Below are 17,200 nucleotides of genomic sequence, written 5' to 3' on the forward strand. Positions count from 1 at the left end.
CGTTACGGAAAAGGGATTCATGTCGAACGATACCGAGGGCGCAAACCGGGGTGAACGCAAGAGCGGGTTCACGACGCGCGAGGCGCTGTTCTACCATGAGACGATCCGGCCCGGTAAGCTCGAGATCGTCGCGACCAAGCCGATGACCTCGCAGCGCGATCTGTCGCTGGCCTATTCCCCCGGTGTTGCCGCCCCTGTGGAGGCCATCGCAGAAGATCCGTCGCTGGCCGCGCGCTATACCGCGCGCGGGAACCTCGTCGCGGTGATTTCGAACGGAACCGCGATCCTCGGCCTCGGCAATCTCGGCGCGCTGGCCTCGAAGCCGGTGATGGAAGGCAAGGCAGTGCTGTTCAAGCGCTTCGCCGATGTGGATTCGATCGATATCGAACTCGCGACCGAAGATCCGGACGCTTTCATCGAAGCGGTCGCTCTGATGGAGCCGAGCTTCGGCGGGATCAATCTCGAGGACATCAAGGCACCCGAATGCTTCATCATCGAGCAGGCCCTGCGCGAGCGCATGAACATCCCGGTGATGCACGACGACCAGCACGGCACCGCGATCATCGCAGCGGCGGGCCTGATCAACGCCTGTCACCTCACCGGGCGCGATTTCAAGGACGTAAAGATGGTGGTGAACGGCGCGGGCGCATCGGCGCTCGCCTGCACCGCACTCATCAAGTCGGTCGGCGTGCCGCACGAGAACGTGATCGTCTGCGACCGGTCGGGTCCGATCTATCCGGGACGCGAGGATGTCGACCAGTGGAAGAGCGCGCATGCCGTGCCGACCGAGGCGCGCAGCCTCGAGGAAGCGCTCGAAGGCGCAGACATCTTCCTCGGCCTGTCGGCGGCAGGCGCGCTCAAGCCCGAATGGGTTTCGAAGATGGCCGACAAGCCGATCATCTTTGCGATGGCGAACCCCGTGCCCGAGATAATGCCAGAGGATGCCAAGCGCGTGCGGCCCGATGCGATCATCGCGACAGGGCGCAGCGACTTTCCCAACCAGGTCAACAACGTGCTCGGCTTTCCGTTCATCTTCCGCGGCGCGCTCGACGTGCAGGCGACGACGATCAACGAGGAAATGAAGGTCGCCGCCGCGCATGCCATCGCCCAACTCGCGCGCGAGCGGGTGCCCGAGGAAGTCGCCGCCGCCTACGGCCGGAACCACAAGTTCGGGACCGATTACATCATTCCCGCCCCGTTCGACCCGCGCCTGATCGAAGTCGTCTCCTCCGCGGTGGCCAAGGCGGCGATGGATTCGGGCGTGGCGCAAGCGCGGATCGAGGATTTCGAGGAATATCGCGTGAAATTGCGCTCGCGCCTCAACCCCACCACCTCGGTGCTCACCGGCGTCTACGAGGAAGCCAAGAACAATCCCAAGCGGATGGTCTTCGCCGAGGCGGAAGAGGAAGTCATGCTGCGCGCCGCGATCCAGTATCGCGATTTCGGCTACGGCACGCCGATCCTGGTCGGACGCACCAAGGCGGTGCTCGACAAGCTGCACCAGCTTTCGGTCTCCGACCCCGGCAGTTTCGAAATCCAGAACTCGGCCGACAGCGAGCATGTGCCCGCTATGGTCGATTATCTTTACAAACGGCTCCAGCGACGTGGCTACACCGAGCGCGACGTGCGCCGCATGGTCAACCAGGAACGCAACGTTTTCGCCGCGCTTCTGGTCGCGCTGGGCCATGGCGACGGGATGATCTCCGGCCTCACCCGCACCTTCGCGCAGACCGCCAAGGAAGTGAACCGGGTTCTCGATCCCAAGCCCGATGCGGTGCCGTTCGGCATTCACATGATGATCGGCAAGAACCACACGACCTTCCTGGCCGACACCACGATCAACGAGCGCCCGAGCGCCGAACAGCTGGCGCATGTCGCCAAGGAGACGGCGGCGGTCGCGCGGCGCATGGGCCACGAGCCGCGCGTTGCTTTTCTCAGCTATTCGACCTTCGGCAACCCTTCGGGCCAGTGGCTCACCAACATCCGCGAGGCGGTGGCGATCCTCGATCGCGAGGAACCGGGTTTCGAATACGAAGGCGAAATGGCACCCGATGCCGCGCTCAATCCGGGGGTCATGAAGCTCTATCCCTTCAGCCGCCTGTCCGCGCCTGCCAACGTGCTGATCATGCCGGGACTGCAATCGGCCAACCTGTCGGCGAAGATCCTGCGCGAGCTTGGCGGCAATGCGACGGTCGGGCCGATGCTGATCGGCATGGAAAAGCCGGTCCAGATCGCGCCGATGACCGCGATCGCGCCAGACGTGCTGACACTGGCGGTGCTGGCGAGCGCCGGGGTCGTTGGCTAGCCGTGGGCTGATCGCATGATCGACTGCCAGCGCGAGCGTTTCTCGATCCCTGAAGAGGTGCATTACCTCAATTGCGCCTATATGGCGCCGCTGTCGCACGGTGTCGTGCAGGCCATGGAAGAAGCTGCGCGGCTCAAGGCGACACCGTGGGAATTCGCGCCCGTGGATTTCTTCACCGTTTGCGAGCATTTTCGCGAGCGCGCGGCACGTGTCGCCGATGTGGCTGTCGACAGCCTCGCGATCGTTCCTTCGGTCAGCTACGCGCTGGCGGTCGCGGCGAGAAACCTGCCCGTTTCGGCAGGCCAGAACATCGTCACTCTGGCCGACCAGTTCCCTTCCAACATCTATGTCTGGCGTGAGCTGGCAGCGCGCACCGGCGGTAAGGTTTCGACCGTCGAGCGATCATCCCAGGATTGCTGGACCGCCGCTGTGCTCGACGCGATTGGGCCCGATACTGCCATCGTCGCCGTGCCCAACTGTCATTGGGCCGATGGACGCATTGTCGACCTCGAACGGGTCGGTGTCGCCTGCCGCGAAGCGGGTGCCGCGCTCGTGCTCGATCTCACGCAATCGCTTGGCGCGATGCCGATCGATTTCGCCAAGGTGCAGCCGGATTTCGCGGTCGCCGCGTGCTACAAATGGTTGATGGGGCCGTATGGCATTGGCATGCTCTATGTCGATCCGAAGCATCACGACGGCGAGCCGATCGAATACAACTGGATCAATCGCGGAGGGTCGGAGGATTTCGCCCGGCTGGTCGATTATCGCGACGATTTCCAGCCCGGTGCGAGGCGGTTCGACATGGGTGAGAAATCGAACCCGCCGCTGCTCATGGGCGCGAGTGCCGCGCTCGACTTCCTGCTCGAATTCGGAGTCGATGCGATTGCCGAGACGCTTGCCGACCAGACCCAGGCGATTGCCGATGCGGCGGCGAAGATGGGCCTTACGTCTGCGCCCATCGGCACACGCGCGCCGCATTTCCTCTCGCTCGGATTTCCGGGCGACGTGCCCGGCGGCCTGACCGAACGGCTCGCCGAGAACAGGGTGCATGTTTCGTTGCGCGGCACCTCCCTGCGGGTGACCCCGCACCTCTACAACAACGGGGCGGATCGCGAGGCGCTGCTCGCCGCGCTGCGCTGAGACGCAAAAAAGGCCCGGCGGGGTGCCGAGCCTCTTTGTGTTGGGTTACGCGTTCCTTAGGCGGCCATCGCTTCCGCGTTGACGGTGCCGACTGCGATACCGGTCATCCGGCGGTCGCCACTCTGCGTGTCGTCGAGACATTTGCGCAGCGTCGCAGCGTCGTTCGTCAGTCCGAGACGTTCGGCGAAGGCTGCTGCCGTACCGTATCCGGCCATCGCGTAGTGCGCCATGCGCTGATACTGGGCGATGATCGAGGCGTCGCGCACATCACCATCGGTAATGTCGGCGTTGATGGCATGTGCCTTCACTTCCTTCACGAGACCTTCCATACCCTTGCAGAATTCACCGGTCGGATCGGCCTTATGGCCTTCGATCAGGCTTTTCACCTTGGTCATGCCTTCTTCGATGCCGCTGACGCCATTATCGAGGGCTCGTTTCAGGTCGCCGGACGAGGCCGTTTCGCGCAGCTTCTTGCTCACTTCGAGCGACTGGCGGTTGGCACTGTAGATGTCCTGAAGTTGGTCGATGTACAGGTCGGTGAGGGTGCGGATGGTCATATTGCGTGTCTCCCTTGATTCGTTCGTTTGCATTCACCCTATCAACGGGCGCACCACGAGACCGTTCCGAAAAATATCGCTTTTTCCGTAAGTTAAAGGCTGGACTATGGCTCAGCTGCGATGGACTGAAGTTCATGCGGCCAAGCCGCGCCCAGTGACATGCAATCCGATCTTTCTCTGGATATGGGCCTGATCCGCAGACAGGTGGAAAGCCCAGGACGGACGCCTAGATACGCCGGAACCGGAAGTACCACACTTCGTGGCCGAATTTTTCGCGCGCCTTCTGTTCGTAGCGGGTTTCGCACCAGCCTGACGGGCGGTTCTGCCAGCTGGCCGGGCCCTCGACGACCCATTCGAAGCTGTCGGTGAAGCGCTGCATCACCATCAGCGCGTGGCGCAGGTAGACCGGGTGGTCGGTACCGAAGCGGAACTCACCGCCCGGCTTGATCTTGTCGGCGAACAGCTGGACCGGCCCGTCATTCATCATCCGCCGCTTGGCGTGCTTGTTCTTGGGCCAGGGATCCGGATGGAGCAGGTAAAGCATGGTCAGCGCGCCATCGGGCACACGTTTCAGGATCTCGATCGCATCGCCATGGTGCAGGCGGACGTTGGCGAGACGCTGCTCCTCGATATGGGTCAGCGCCTGCGCGACCCCGTTGAGGAACGGCTCGGCCCCGATGAAGCCGTGATTGGGCAAGAGGTCGGCGCGATAGGCGAGGTGCTCGCCGCCGCCGAAGCCGATCTCGAAGTGCAGCGGGCAATCCTCCCCGAACAGCGTTTCGGCGGTCACCGGGCCCTCCTCGGGCACGGAGATCTGCGGCAGCAGGTTGTCGACCAGCCCCTGCTGGCGCGCGCGCAGCGGCTTGCCGACGCTGCGGCCGTACAGCCGGCTGAGAGTTGTGGGATCGCCTTCCTTAAACGCTGTCATGGGCCGCGCGGGTAGTGGGGCGGGGCGACGCTGTCCAGACCCCTTGCCCGCAAGGGGGTGGGGTTGAGCCACGCTCTCATCCCCTATAACGCGCCCGGCAATGCAAAACCTCTCCGAACTTTTTTACGCCCAGCCGCTCTGGGCGCAGTCCCTGATCGGGCTCGTCTTGCTCGGCCTCGCCGCACTGGCGCTCAATTATGTGCTCAAGCATGTGATCCTGCGGATCGCCGCGCCATATCTCGATGCCAGAACGACCACGATCGACAAGGCGGCGGCATGGCTCGCGACCGCAGCGCCGCTGCTGGTGATATCGCGCGGGATCGGCCTCGTCCCGAACCTGCCCGACGAAGTCTATGTCGTGGTTCGCAACGTCGCACAGGCGCTCATCGTGGTGTCGGTCGCGATGGCGATCGTGAAGGGGTTGTCCTACGCGAACGAACTCTACGAACGCCTGCCGCGCTCGAAGAACCGCCCGATCAAGGGGTTCGTGCAGGTCGTGAAGATCCTCGTCCTGTGCGGCGCGGCGATCATTCTCATCTCGGTGCTGATCGACGAGTCGCCGCTGCTGTTGCTTTCCGGTCTGGGCGCGATCACCGCGGTGCTGCTGCTGGTCTTCAAGGACACCATCCTCAGCCTTGTCGCGAGCGTGCAGCTGACGACGCAGGACATGCTGCGGGTGGGCGACTGGATCACCATGCCGAGCATGGAGGCCGATGGCGACGTGATCGACATCTCGCTGCACACGGTGAAGGTCCAGAATTTCGACAAGACTATCGTGACCATCCCGACCCACCGGCTGGTTTCGGATGCCTACCAGAACTGGCGCGGCATGAGCGAAAGCGGCGGGCGGCGGATCAAGCGTTCGCTGGCCATCGACCAGAACTCGGTCCGCTTCCTGAGCGACGACGAGGTGGCCGATCTGAAGAAATTCACGATCCTCAAGCCGTATCTTGAGGCCAAGAAGGCAGAGATCGCGAAGTGGAACGAAGCCGAGCTTGCGGGCGACGCCGCGCCCGTCAACGCGCGCAGGCTCACCAATATCGGGACGATGCGTGCCTACATGGCGGCCTATATCCGCTGGCATCCCGATATCAGCGAAGACTTCCTGCTGATGGTGCGTCAGTTACCACCGGGACCGCAGGGTGTGCCGTTGGAGGTGTACTGTTTCACCAACATCACCGCGTGGGAGACCTATGAGGGCATACAGGCCGACATCTTCGACCATCTCCTCGCGATCATGCCCGAATTCGATCTGCGCGTGTTCCAGGAGCCGACCGGCGCGGATATTGCGGGCCTTTCCAGGGCGGGCTGATTCAGGCTTCGACCACGAGTGTGTGCGCTCGCATGGGCGCGAGCAGCGATCCGTTCGGCTGGCGATATTCGGCAGTCGCCCGCTCCATATGTTCGACCAGGCGTTCGATCACTTCGTCGCTCGCCGGATCGGTGAAATCGAGGATCGGCTGGAGCGTACCATCCGATGCGGGACGCCCCACGAAGCAAAGGTCGAACAGCACAATGGTTCGGGGGTCGGGAAGCGGCGAAAGGCGCGTTTCGGCTTCGAGCGAAACTGTCCTGAAACCCGCCTCGCCGGCAAGGCGCGCGATCGTCTGGCGGTCTCCGAATGCAAATGGGCCGAATGGAACGAGGTCGCTGCCAAGCTCTTGAGCGACAATGTCCTCAAAGGCGTCGAACACCGGAAGGCCGTCCTTCGCAAAACACCACGTTGAAAACGCCCCCTTCGCACCGGGCTTGAGAACCCGTCGCGCTTCGCGCAGCCCCGCAACCTTGTCGGGAAAGAACTGCAGCCCCTGCTGGCATAGCGCGCAGTCGAACCTGTCATTCTCGAACGGCAGGTCCAGCGCGCTGGCTTCGGAGTATGTGACCTTGTTTGCTGCTTCAGCTCCGAGGCTTCGCGCCTTGGCGATCATCGGAGGGGCGACGTCGATCGCCTCGATATGCTCGATTGCAGGCCGTGCCGCGGCAAGTCGGCTGACGAGACCGGTGCCGCAGGCGATGTCGATCACCTGCCCGCCCGGATCCATCTGTTCTATCATCGCGCGCGCCCACGGTTCGAAGGCGGGTTCGAGATAGGCATGGTAGAGATCGGGCGGGGACCGTCCGGCGAGGAAATCGGGAACGAGCGGCATCGTGGTGTCCTCCCGCGGGGATGATTCCACTCCGCGCGCTTCGCGTCCAGCCGCTTCGTCGCAAAAGAAAACCCCGGAGAACCGCGTGGCGCTCCGGGGCTTTCCGAAATCCTAGGAGATTTGGATCAGGCGGCTTCCTGTTCCGCATCGGGATCGCGCAGCACATAGCCGCGGCCCCAGACCGTTTCGATGTAGTTCTCGCCGCCGCATGCATGGCTGAGCTTCTTGCGCAGCTTGCAGATGAAGACGTCGATAATCTTGAGTTCGGGCTCGTCCATCCCGCCATACAGGTGGTTGAGGAACATTTCCTTGGTCAGCGTGGTGCCCTTGCGCAGCGAAAGCAGCTCGAGCATCGCATATTCCTTGCCGGTGAGGTGGACGCGGGCGCCATCGACTTCGACGGTTTTCGCATCGAGGTTCACCGCCAGCTTGCCGGTGCGGATGATCGACTGGCTGTGGCCCTTCGAACGGCGCACCACGGCATGGATGCGGGCAACCAGCTCTTCGCGGTGGAACGGCTTCGTCACGTAATCGTCTGCCCCGAAGCCGAACGAGCGGATCTTGCTGTCCATTTCGGCAATGCCCGAAAGGATCAAGACCGGCGTCTGCACCTTGGCAACGCGCAGTTTCTTGAGCACGTCGTAGCCGTGCATATCCGGCAGGTTCAGGTCGAGCAGGATGATGTCGTAATCATACAGCTTGCCCAGATCGAGGCCTTCTTCGCCCAGATCGGTAGAATAGACATTGAAGCCTTCAGTGGTGAGCATGAGCTCGATGGCTTTCGCCGTTGTCGGCTCGTCCTCAATCAAAAGCACTCGCATATCCGGTCCCCTATTTGCCCCAGAACCCTGCCACTAACCTTTCAGCAAGGTGAGGTGGTAACGCCTCGATAAGACACGTTGCCATGTATTAACCACGCAACTTCTGAACGGAAAAGGTTAACGTGCCGTAAATGGATTGCTTGGAAAGTTTGCGAGTCTTTTATGCAACAGGGGCAGGGGCGCTCGCACGCGGTTGCGCTGCAAGGAACCCTAGAGGTTTTCCAGTTTCTTCGCCCTGCGCCGCTGCGCGCTCGAGCCGATCCCGATGGCTTCGCGATATTTCGCCACTGTGCGGCGAGCGAGGTCGAACCCCTCCTCTTTCAGGAGGTCTGCGAGCTTCTGGTCGGACAGCACCTTCTTCGGATCCTCGGCATCGGTCAGCGCCTTGATCCGCGCCTTGATCGCTTCGGAAGAGGCGCCTTCGCCATCGCTCGAAGCGACGCCGCTGCTGAAGAAATACTTCAGTTCGAACGTGCCGCGGTCGCAATGCAGATACTTGTTGCTGGTCACCCGGCTGACCGTGCTTTCATGCATGTCGATCTGCTCGGCGACTTCGCGCAGGGTCAGCGGACGCAGTTCCGACACACCTTTGCGGAAGAACCCTTCCTGCTGCTTCACGATCTCGGCGGAGGTCTTGAGGATCGTCTTTTGCCGTTGATCGAGCGCGCGGATCAGCCAGTGGGCATCGGCGAGCTTCTCTTTCAGCCAGCTCCGGGTTTCGGGAGCGGGCGAGCCGGCGCTCAGTTCGACATAATAGTCGCGGTTGACCACAAGTCGCGGCAGCGTTTCTTCGTTGAGGTTGATGTCCCAACCGCCGGCCTCGTTGGCGGTGAGCAGGATGTCGGGCACCACCGCGCTGTCGGCACTCGGTGCGAAAGCGAGGCCGGGCTTGGGATCGTAGCTGCGCAATTCGTGCAGCATGTCGGCGAAATCCTCGTCGTCCACCCGGCACAATCGTTTGAGGCGATCGACTTCGCCGCGTGCCACCAGATCGAGATTGTCGAGCATGGCCCGCATGCACGGATCGTAGCGGTCGGCCTCACGCGCCTGGATCGCAAGGCATTCGGCAAGGCTGCGCGCACCCACGCCGCTCGGATCGAGCAGTTGCACGACATAGAGCGCATCTTCGACATCCTCGAGTGTGACCGAAAGATCGCGGGCGATTTCGCGCAGGTCGGTGGCCAAATATCCCGCATCGTCGAGCAGGCCGATGATGTGCCGCGCGATGAAGGCTTCCTGCGGATTGGCGGCGACCGATCCGACCTGCTCAAGCAAGTGTTCGGCCAGGGTCGTCTCGGCTGCGCTGTTCGAAGCGATGTCGGGGAAATCCTCGAACGAAGAACCGCTGGAGGCAGCGGAACCCCATTCGCCGTCGCCTGTGTCACGGTCGCGGTCGAGCGCGCTCCGATCGATATCGAGCGGGGCTTCGCTTTCGCCCTGGCCCTGGGCCATCAGCTGGTCGGAAGTGAACTCCTCGCGCGGGATGTCGTCCGGCTCGCCGCCGCCGCTCTCTTCGCTCGATACCGATCCGGCTTCGAGCAGCGGATTGCTTTCGAGCGCATCGCCGATGAAGGTTTCGATTTCGAGGTTGGACGCCGCCAGCAGCTTGATCGCCTGCTGCAATTGCGGCGTCATCACCAATTGTTGCGATTGGCGGAGGTCGAGGCGCGGGCCTAGCGCCATATGCGATTACCTCTTCCCGCTCACCCCGAGCTTGTCGAAGGGTTGTCCTTCCTTCTGGCATTGCGCTCGAAGAAAAAGCAGCCCTTCGACAAGCTCAGGACGAGCGGAGGGAAAGGAAGGCCACTTCACAGCGTAAAACTCTCGCCCAGGTAAAGCCGCCGCACGTTCTCGTCTGCCACCAGCTCCTGCGGTGTTCCGGCGAATAGTACCTGCCCGCCATAGATGATGCAGGCGCGGTCGACGATATCGAGCGTTTCGCGGACATTGTGATCGGTGATGAGCACGCCGATCCCGCGACTCTTCAGGTCTTTCACAAGGTCGCGGATGTCGCTGATCGACAGCGGGTCGATCCCGGCGAAGGGCTCATCCAGCAGCATGATCGAAGGCTTTGCGGCAAGCGCGCGGGCAATCTCGCAGCGGCGGCGTTCACCGCCCGAAAGCGCCATGGCCGGGCTTTCGCGCAGCCGCGTCAGGCCGAATTCGCCCAGCAGGCGTTCGAGCTCGGCAGCGCGCGTGTCGGCATCGGGCTCGACCAGTTCGAGAACGCAGTTGATGTTCTGCTCGACCGTCATGCCGCGGAAGATGCTGGTTTCCTGCGGAAGATAGCCGAGGCCGAGGATCGCGCGGCGATACATCGGCAGGTTGGTCACGTCCTCACCATCCATGAGGATGCGGCCCGAATCCGGCTTCACCAGGCCCATGATCGAATAGAAGCACGTGGTCTTGCCCGCGCCGTTCGGGCCGAGCAGTCCGAGAACTTCGCCTTTGTCGACGGTAAGCGAAATGTCGGTCAGCACCGCGCGCTTGTCGTAACTCTTGGCAATTGAAACGACCTCAAGCCCGCCGTGGGGCATGGGCGCCCTCGCGTCGGCGTGGGTTTCTGCGGTTTCCGCCAGCTGTTTCAGAGTGGATGACTCGTCCATGGCGTCCAGCCTTAGCACCCTCAGTTTAACAGAAAAGGGGGGGCAAGCCGTTTTGGCAGGATTTTTGCTTTCCGGCCCGAAAACGCGGGTTGTGCGGACCCTGCCGGCGAAATCGCGCATGATTTGAAGGCCCTGCGATGTCTGCCGGGCGCGCCGCGTCGCAATATGTCGGTTTGGTTACTCTGCTTGCAACTTGGTGCTCACTTTGTGATAATCGGGGAAAGAGTGAGAGTCCGTTGGGGAGCGGTTCAATGAACGATATTTCGCACAATGAGACGCGGAGCACCGCGCACAAGTTCGGCGCACACGGCACCGATTACCGCAAGGCGATCAGTGACCATGTCGCCTACGCATTGCTGGTTTACACCGGCCTTCAGATTTTCCTGACCGTGAAGGCGTTGGCCGAGGGGTTCTCCTCGATCCTGCCCTATGTCGCGCTGGTTGTGCTGGTCGCCGGAATCATCCCCGCCTGCCGCTGGTTCGAGAAACGCTGGAAAGACCTGTCCGACGAGGAGGCTGCCGATCCTGGATTGGCCGGGGCATTTCGCCGGGATCTGGTCATGCTCTGGGCGCTCGCGCTCGGTCTTCCCCTGGCGCTGACCGGCATTTTCAAGCTTCTCTTTTCCTGATCGCAATCCCGTGAAGACGGTCCGGCAGGGAACCTGCGGTCCGTTTCAATCGCTTCCATCCAGGGCGCGGCGGTTCCCGCGTCGGATGGATGGAGAGCTCGGCTTGCAATTCCTGCGGATGATACTCGCGCTCGCGGCGCTGTGGATCGCAGTGCCGGCATTCGCGATCCTGCCGCCCGCCGACGCCCCGAGCGAACCGCCCGAAGCTGCCGTACAGCAAATCGACCCCGAACAGGATGCTGAAGACGACGCGCAGATAGCGGATCGGCTTTCGGGAATCTTCGGTGAACTGCCTGCATTCGCGAATGTAGACGTCACCGTAAACGAAGGCGTCGTGACGCTGGAAGGCACAGTGAAGGATCCCGAAGCGATCGATCGCGCTGCTGCGATCGCCGACCGGGTGACCGGTGTCGTCACCGTCGAGAACAATATCGAACGCGACCTGACGGTCGACAGCAATCTTTCGATCCTCGGCGAAGTTTCGGGCCTGCTCGACAGCTTCGTCAAAGCCCTGCCGCTGCTCGCAGTATCGGCACTCGTCGCCATTCTCATCGGGACGGCGGGCTATGCGTTGGCTGGCCTTCGGTTCATCTGGGACCGGGTCGCCCCCAACGCGTTTCTGGGCGAGCTTATCCGCAGCGCGATCCGTTTCGCCTTCGTGGTCGGCGGACTCGTTGTCGCGCTCGACATGCTGGGTGCGGGGGCGTTGCTTGGTGCGGTGCTCGGCGGCGCCGGCGTGATCGGCATCGCACTCGGTTTCGCGATGCGAGATACGATCGAGAATTACGTCGCTTCGATCATGCTGAGCCTGCGCCAGCCGTTCCGCCCCAACGATCACGTGCTCATCAACGATCTCGAGGGCCGGGTGATCCGCCTGACAAGCCGCGCGACGATCCTCATGACGCTCGAAGGCAACCATTTGCGGGTCCCGAACGCCCAGGTCTTCAAGGCCGTTATCCTCAACTACACCCGCAATCCGCAGCGGCGGTTCGAATTCGAGCTCGGGGTCGATGCGGACGACGATCCGCGCGCGGCGATGGCGCTCGGACGCGATACGATCGCCAGCCTCCCATTCGTCCTCGACGATCCCGAACCGGCGGCGCGTATCCAGGACGTGGGCGATTCGAACATCGTCATCCTGTTCCTGGGATGGGTCGATCAGCGCGAAGCCGATTGGTACAAGTCGCGCAGCCTCGCCATCGCGGCGGTGAAGGACGCGCTCGAAGAGGCGGGCTTTGCGCTGCCCGAGCCGATCTATCGCCTGCGTTTCGACGGACGCACCGATCCGCTGCCGATCGGGCGCTCTGCGAGTATTACGGAGTCCGCTCCCGACACCAAGCCAAGCTCCAGACCCGCCCCGGACGAATCCCACGCAGACGTGAAGCCCGAAAGCGAGATCAGCGAGATGGTGGAGCAGGAACGCCGCACCGATGGCGAACAAGCAAAGGACCTGCTCGATCCTTCCCGGCCGGTGGAGTAAGCTCCGATGCGTCGATCATCGGTCACCCGCGGTGACCGCAAGCGCGACTGCGCGCCCGCAGCGACGCGGTCTTCAGGCCGCGTGAGCGAGGAGATCGCACCCCGGATGGGGTGCGGGACTTAAGACTCCTTGGCCCGCTCGATTGCCTCGACGACAATCTGCCGCGCTTCAGCCGCATCTCCCCAGCTGCCGATCCGCACCCATTTCTCGGCTTCGAGATCCTTATAGTGCGTGAAGAAGTGCTCGATCTGCTGGAAGATGATCGAAGGCAGATCCTTGGTTTCTCCGACATCCGAATAATACGGGAAGGTCGTGTCGACCGGCACGCAGATCAGCTTTTCATCGCCGCCGTGCTCGTCCTCGAGGTTGAGCACGCCGATCGGGCGCGAGCGCACCACGCAACCGGCGATGAAGGGCGAGCGCGCGATCACCAGTGCGTCGAGCGGGTCGCCATCGGGAGAGAGCGTGTGCGGGATGAAGCCGTAATTCGCCGGATAGCGCATCGGTGTGTGCAGGATGCGGTCGACGAACAGCGCGCCGCTTTCCTTGTCGAATTCGTACTTTACCGGTTCGCCGCCGGTCGGCACTTCGATGATGACGTTGAGGTCTTCGGGCGGATTGGTGCCGGTAGGGATCTTGTCGATGCGCATGACTGGGCTTTCTCTTGTCTGTGGTCGCCCCTCTCCCAAGGACTTCGTGCGCGCCGATAGCCTGCTCTCCATATTGCGGCAAGTTCGAGTGTGGCTTAGGGGCGCCCAAAGGACAGGACCGACATGAGCAAGAACACACCGCAAGCCATTCGCGGCACGCAGGACATTTTCGGCGCCGATGCCGAGGCTTTCGCCTTCGTGGTCGAAACCTTCGAGCGCGTCCGCAAGCTGTATCGCTTCCGCCGGGTCGAGATGCCGGTGTTCGAGAAAACCGAAGTGTTCAGCCGCGCGATCGGCGAGACCACCGATGTCGTTTCGAAGGAAATGTACACGTTCGAGGATCGCGGCGGGGATTCGCTGACGCTGCGCCCGGAGTTCACCGCCGGGATCGCGCGTGCCTACCTCACCAATGGCTGGCAGCAGCACGCGCCGCTGAAGGTCGCGACCCACGGCCCCTTGTTCCGCTACGAGCGCCCGCAAAAGGGTCGCTACCGCCAGTTCCACCAGATCGACGCCGAGATCATCGGCGCGGCCGAGCCGCAGGCCGATGTCGAATTGCTCGCGATGGCGGACCAGGTGATCCGCGAACTCGGGATCGAGGGTGTGACGCTGCACCTCAACACGCTCGGCGATGCCGATAGCCGCGAGCAATGGCGCGCGGCGCTGGTCGAGTATTTCCGCGCGGTGCAGGGCGAATTGTCCGAAGATTCGCAGGAGCGGCTGGAGAAGAACCCGCTGCGGATCCTCGATTCCAAGGATCGCCGTGACCGGCAATTTGTGGCCGATGCGCCCAGGATCGACGATTTCCTGACCGAGGAGGCCAGGGCGTTTTTCGAGAGTGTCACCAGCGGCCTCGATGCAGCGGGTGTAAAGTGGACGCGCGCCGAAAGCCTCGTGCGCGGGCTCGACTATTACCGCCACACCGCGTTCGAATTCATTCCCGATGAAGGCAGCGAGGCCGCAGGAAAACTCGGCAGCCAAAGCACGATTCTCGGCGGCGGGCGTTACGACGGGCTGATGGAAAGCTTGGGCGGCGCGCCGACGCCTGCCGTGGGCTGGGCCGCAGGGATCGAGCGGTTGGCGATGTTAGTGGGGGAGAAGGATGAGCCAAGAGCGGACGTAATTGTCGTGGTAGAGGATGACCGGCAGCTTGCTTATGCAATCGGGTTCGCTGGCCTCCTCAGAATGTCTGGCTATTCTGCTGAGCTTTCCGCAACGGGCTCACCGAGAAAGCGCTACGACAAAGCTGTAAAGGCGGGAGCGGAAACGATCCTGGCCGTTGATTCAGACGCTGACGGAAGTCTTTCCTCCAGAATTCGCGGCTCCGAAGAATGGCAAGGGCGGCTACGCAAGATGATCGATCAATTCGGCGGTCATACCTAGCCCCCTCATCGTTCGAGGACTACCGAGTCACCCCGGACTTGTTCCGGGGTGGTGCTTTTCTTCGGGTGCTGCGATTGTCAAACGAAGCCCTATCCCGGAACAAGTCCGGGATGACATATGTAGATCCGGCATGACGTTGGGCGAGAACCTTTCCTACACCGCGCAATTTTCGCTATGCCGCGGATATGAAAACGAACCGTAATTCGAAAACGAATTTGCAAAGTGTCAACTTCGCTTTTGGACCTGAAATCGTAAATAATTCAAACGGATAATCCGCAAATTCCCGCCTGACACACTGTCAACTTCGTCAACTTCCCAATCGAGAACACCGTACGTGCAAATCCCCGCCCAGCGCCTTGACCAGATCACCAACCGCTTCGCAGAGCTCGAAGCGCGGATGGCTTCGGGCACGCTCGAGGGCGAGGAATTCGTTCAGGCCTCGCGCGACTATGCCGAGCTTGAGCCGGTCGCGAAGATCGCCTCAGAAGTGAAGGCCATGCGCGAGGAAATCGAAGGGCTCGAGGAGATGCTCGCCGATCCCGAGATGAAGGCGATGGCGGAGGAGGAGCTGGAGCAGCTGCGCGGGGCGCTGCCCGAAAAGGAGCGCGCGCTCGCGGTTGCTCTCCTCCCGCGCGATGCTGCCGACAGCAAGCCCGCCATGCTCGAAATCCGCGCCGGGACAGGCGGCGACGAAGCGGCGCTGTTCGCAGGCGATCTCTACCGCATGTACGAGCGTTTTGCCGCCGAGCAGGGCTGGAAAGTCGAACCGGTCAGCATGAACGCCAGCGAAGTCGGCGGATTCAAGGAAATCATCGCCAACGTGACCGGCTCCGGCGTGTTCGCCAAGCTCAAATTCGAAAGCGGAGTCCACCGCGTCCAGCGCGTTCCCGAAACCGAGAGCGGGGGGCGCATCCACACATCGGCGGCAACTGTGGCGGTGTTGCCGGAGCCCGACGAGGTCGATGTCCAGATCGACCAGAACGATCTCAAGATCGATACCTATCGCGCGAGCGGGGCGGGCGGCCAGCACGTCAACACCACCGACAGCGCGGTGCGGATCACGCACCTGCCGAGCGGGCTGGTGGTCACGTGCCAGGACGAGCGCAGCCAGCAGAAGAACCGTGTGAAGGCGATGCAGGTGCTGCGCGCGCGGCTCTACGAATCAATGCGCGAAGAGGCCGAAGGTGAAGAGGCCGCCGCACGCAAGGCGATGGTCGGCAGCGGCGATCGCAGCGAGCGCATCCGCACCTACAATTTCCCGCAGGGCCGCGTGACCGATCACCGCATTGGACTGACCCTGCACAAGCTCGAAGAAGTGCTCGCCGGGCCGGGACTGGGCGAACTGGTCGATGCGCTGACTTCCGAGGACGAGGCCAAGCGCCTGGTGGCGATGAGCGAGTGAGTGGGGCGGAGTGAGTGTTTCAGCTTTTTCACCGCTCGTCCTGAGCCTGTCCAAGGGTTGCCCTTCCTTATCGAAGAAAAGGGCAATGTTTCGACACACTCGGCACGAGCGGGGTCTCAAGCGGTGACCGTCGCCGAAGCGATCCGCGCCGCTGCGGAGCGCCTCTCCGCCACCAGCGACACCGCCCGGCTCGACGCCGAATTGCTGATGGCGCATGCGCTGGGCGTGAGTCGCTCGGACATGCTGGTGCGGGCGATGCGCGACCCCGTGCCCGAGACATTCGATACACTCGTGGTCCGCAGGCAGCGGCACGAACCGATCGCTTACATCACCGGCCGGCAGGAGTTTTACGGACGGGACTTTGCAGTCGGACCGGGAATCCTTATTCCGCGTGGCGACAGCGAGACTCTGATCGAGGCCGCGATCGAGATTGCACCGCACGCCCGGAGCGTGCTCGACCTCGGCACCGGTTCGGGCGCTTTGTTGATCACTGCGCTGCTCGAACTGGATGACGCAAGCGGTGTCGGGATCGATGTCTCGGAAACGGCGGTCCGGGTATCCGGATCGAATGCGCGAGCGCTCGGCCTCGGCGAGGACCGCGTGCGTTTTCTCCAGCGCGATTGGAGCGAGCCGGGCTGGGCGGACGATCTCGGCCGGTTCGACCTGATCCTGTGCAATCCGCCCTATGTGGAGGACGATGCGCCGCTCGATCCCGATGTGCGCGAATTCGAGCCCGCAGGTGCGCTCTTTTCCGGCCCGGAGGGACTTGACGACTATCGCGTGCTGATCCCGCAATTACGCAAGCTCATGACCGAAAATCCGGTCGCAATCATCGAAATCGGCGCGACGCAGGCTGAATCTGTGAGCGAAATCGCCGAAATGGCCGGATTTGCTGTCGAAATGCGACATGATCTTGCAAATCGGCCACGCGCGGTGATCTTCCGCGCATGAAAACGCGTGCAGGGCTTGGCAAATGCGATTCGGCTCGCTACCTCCGAATCAGGTCATTGATTTGCGCACAGATGCAAATCGCTGGGCCGAGCTCCAAATTCGATGTCAGAAGGCCGTAAGGGCACCTCCTCGGCCAGGCAGTGCGGGGCGCGTGCCGCATATGCGGCGCGAGGACGGTAGTCTACAGACCACAAGCGCAAC

General features: G+C 62.5%; 15 protein-coding genes. 8 read left to right on the forward strand and 7 right to left on the reverse strand.

Translation table 11 applies throughout. The annotated features are described in order from the left end of the window. Positions 1-19 precede the first annotated feature (19 nt). Together ACI5KX_RS02925 and ACI5KX_RS02930 are read left to right on the forward strand one after the other, a co-directional pair. Positions 20-2,305, forward strand: coding sequence for an NADP-dependent malic enzyme (locus tag ACI5KX_RS02925; protein WP_406809179.1), 2,286 nt, complete (start codon positions 20-22; stop codon positions 2,303-2,305). Positions 2,306-2,320: 15 nt separating this feature from the next. Continuing rightward, the gene (locus ACI5KX_RS02930; RefSeq protein ID WP_406809180.1) at positions 2,321-3,445 is read left to right on the forward strand and encodes an aminotransferase class V-fold PLP-dependent enzyme; all 1,125 of its coding nucleotides are present in this window, start codon (positions 2,321-2,323) and stop codon (positions 3,443-3,445) included. Between the two features lie 56 nt (positions 3,446-3,501). Here ACI5KX_RS02930 and ACI5KX_RS02935 read toward each other — a convergent pair whose 3' ends face one another. Then, a complete protein-coding gene (locus ACI5KX_RS02935; protein WP_406809181.1) occupies positions 3,502-4,002 on the reverse strand; it encodes a ferritin-like domain-containing protein in 501 nt (166 codons plus the stop codon). A gap of 226 nt (positions 4,003-4,228) precedes the next feature. Beyond that, positions 4,229-4,930 carry a tRNA (guanine(46)-N(7))-methyltransferase TrmB gene (locus ACI5KX_RS02940; RefSeq protein WP_406809182.1) on the reverse strand — a complete coding sequence of 234 codons (702 nt, stop codon included), beginning with the start codon at positions 4,928-4,930 and terminating at the stop codon, positions 4,229-4,231. A gap of 100 nt (positions 4,931-5,030) precedes the next feature. Between ACI5KX_RS02940 and ACI5KX_RS02945 the strand changes: the two genes are divergently transcribed. Further along, on the forward strand, positions 5,031-6,242 hold the full coding sequence (locus ACI5KX_RS02945) for a mechanosensitive ion channel family protein (RefSeq protein ID WP_406809183.1): 1,212 nt from the start codon (positions 5,031-5,033) through the stop codon (positions 6,240-6,242). 1 nt (position 6,243) lies between these two features. On the opposite strand, the gene ACI5KX_RS02950 is transcribed toward ACI5KX_RS02945, so the two are convergent. From ACI5KX_RS02950 to lptB, 4 genes are all read right to left on the reverse strand, one after another. Then, a complete protein-coding gene (locus ACI5KX_RS02950) occupies positions 6,244-7,077 on the reverse strand; it encodes a class I SAM-dependent methyltransferase (protein ID WP_406809184.1) in 834 nt (277 codons plus the stop codon). Positions 7,078-7,202: 125 nt separating this feature from the next. Beyond that, complete coding sequence (ctrA, locus tag ACI5KX_RS02955) at positions 7,203-7,898, reverse strand: response regulator transcription factor CtrA (RefSeq protein ID WP_406809185.1); 696 nt, start codon at positions 7,896-7,898, stop codon at positions 7,203-7,205. Between the two features lie 210 nt (positions 7,899-8,108). Next, a complete protein-coding gene (rpoN, locus tag ACI5KX_RS02960; protein WP_406809186.1) occupies positions 8,109-9,581 on the reverse strand; it encodes an RNA polymerase factor sigma-54 in 1,473 nt (490 codons plus the stop codon). Positions 9,582-9,706: 125 nt separating this feature from the next. Beyond that, positions 9,707-10,435 carry an LPS export ABC transporter ATP-binding protein gene (gene lptB, locus ACI5KX_RS02965; RefSeq protein WP_406811309.1) on the reverse strand — a complete coding sequence of 243 codons (729 nt, stop codon included), beginning with the start codon at positions 10,433-10,435 and terminating at the stop codon, positions 9,707-9,709. Between the two features lie 320 nt (positions 10,436-10,755). Between lptB and ACI5KX_RS02970 the strand changes: the two genes are divergently transcribed. Both ACI5KX_RS02970 and ACI5KX_RS02975 read left to right on the forward strand, forming a co-directional pair. Continuing rightward, positions 10,756-11,133, forward strand: a complete 378-nt coding sequence (locus tag ACI5KX_RS02970; RefSeq protein WP_406809187.1) for a hypothetical protein — start codon at positions 10,756-10,758, stop codon at positions 11,131-11,133. A gap of 85 nt (positions 11,134-11,218) precedes the next feature. Next, positions 11,219-12,613 (forward strand): mechanosensitive ion channel domain-containing protein, encoded by a 1,395-nt coding sequence (locus tag ACI5KX_RS02975; RefSeq protein WP_406809188.1) that lies wholly within the window; start codon positions 11,219-11,221, stop codon positions 12,611-12,613. Between the two features lie 119 nt (positions 12,614-12,732). Here ACI5KX_RS02975 and ppa read toward each other — a convergent pair whose 3' ends face one another. Next, entirely contained in the window at positions 12,733-13,263 is a 531-nt protein-coding gene (gene ppa / locus ACI5KX_RS02980; protein ID WP_406809189.1) for an inorganic diphosphatase, read from the reverse strand. Between the two features lie 123 nt (positions 13,264-13,386). On the opposite strand from ppa, the gene hisS reads away from it, so the two are divergent. From hisS to prmC, 3 genes are all read left to right on the forward strand, one after another. Beyond that, a complete protein-coding gene (hisS, locus tag ACI5KX_RS02985; protein ID WP_406809190.1) occupies positions 13,387-14,646 on the forward strand; it encodes a histidine--tRNA ligase in 1,260 nt (419 codons plus the stop codon). A 334-nt stretch (positions 14,647-14,980) separates the two neighbouring features. Beyond that, positions 14,981-16,048: a peptide chain release factor 1 gene (prfA, locus tag ACI5KX_RS02990; RefSeq protein WP_406809191.1), complete on the forward strand. Its 1,068-nt coding sequence runs from the start codon at positions 14,981-14,983 to the stop codon at positions 16,046-16,048. Between the two features lie 123 nt (positions 16,049-16,171). Beyond that, on the forward strand, positions 16,172-16,999 hold the full coding sequence (prmC, locus tag ACI5KX_RS02995; protein ID WP_406809192.1) for a peptide chain release factor N(5)-glutamine methyltransferase: 828 nt from the start codon (positions 16,172-16,174) through the stop codon (positions 16,997-16,999). Positions 17,000-17,200: the final 201 nt, after the last annotated feature.

It is taken from the genome of Erythrobacter sp. GH1-10, from assembly GCF_045363165.1.
In the GTDB taxonomy this organism is placed as follows: domain Bacteria; phylum Pseudomonadota; class Alphaproteobacteria; order Sphingomonadales; family Sphingomonadaceae; genus Erythrobacter.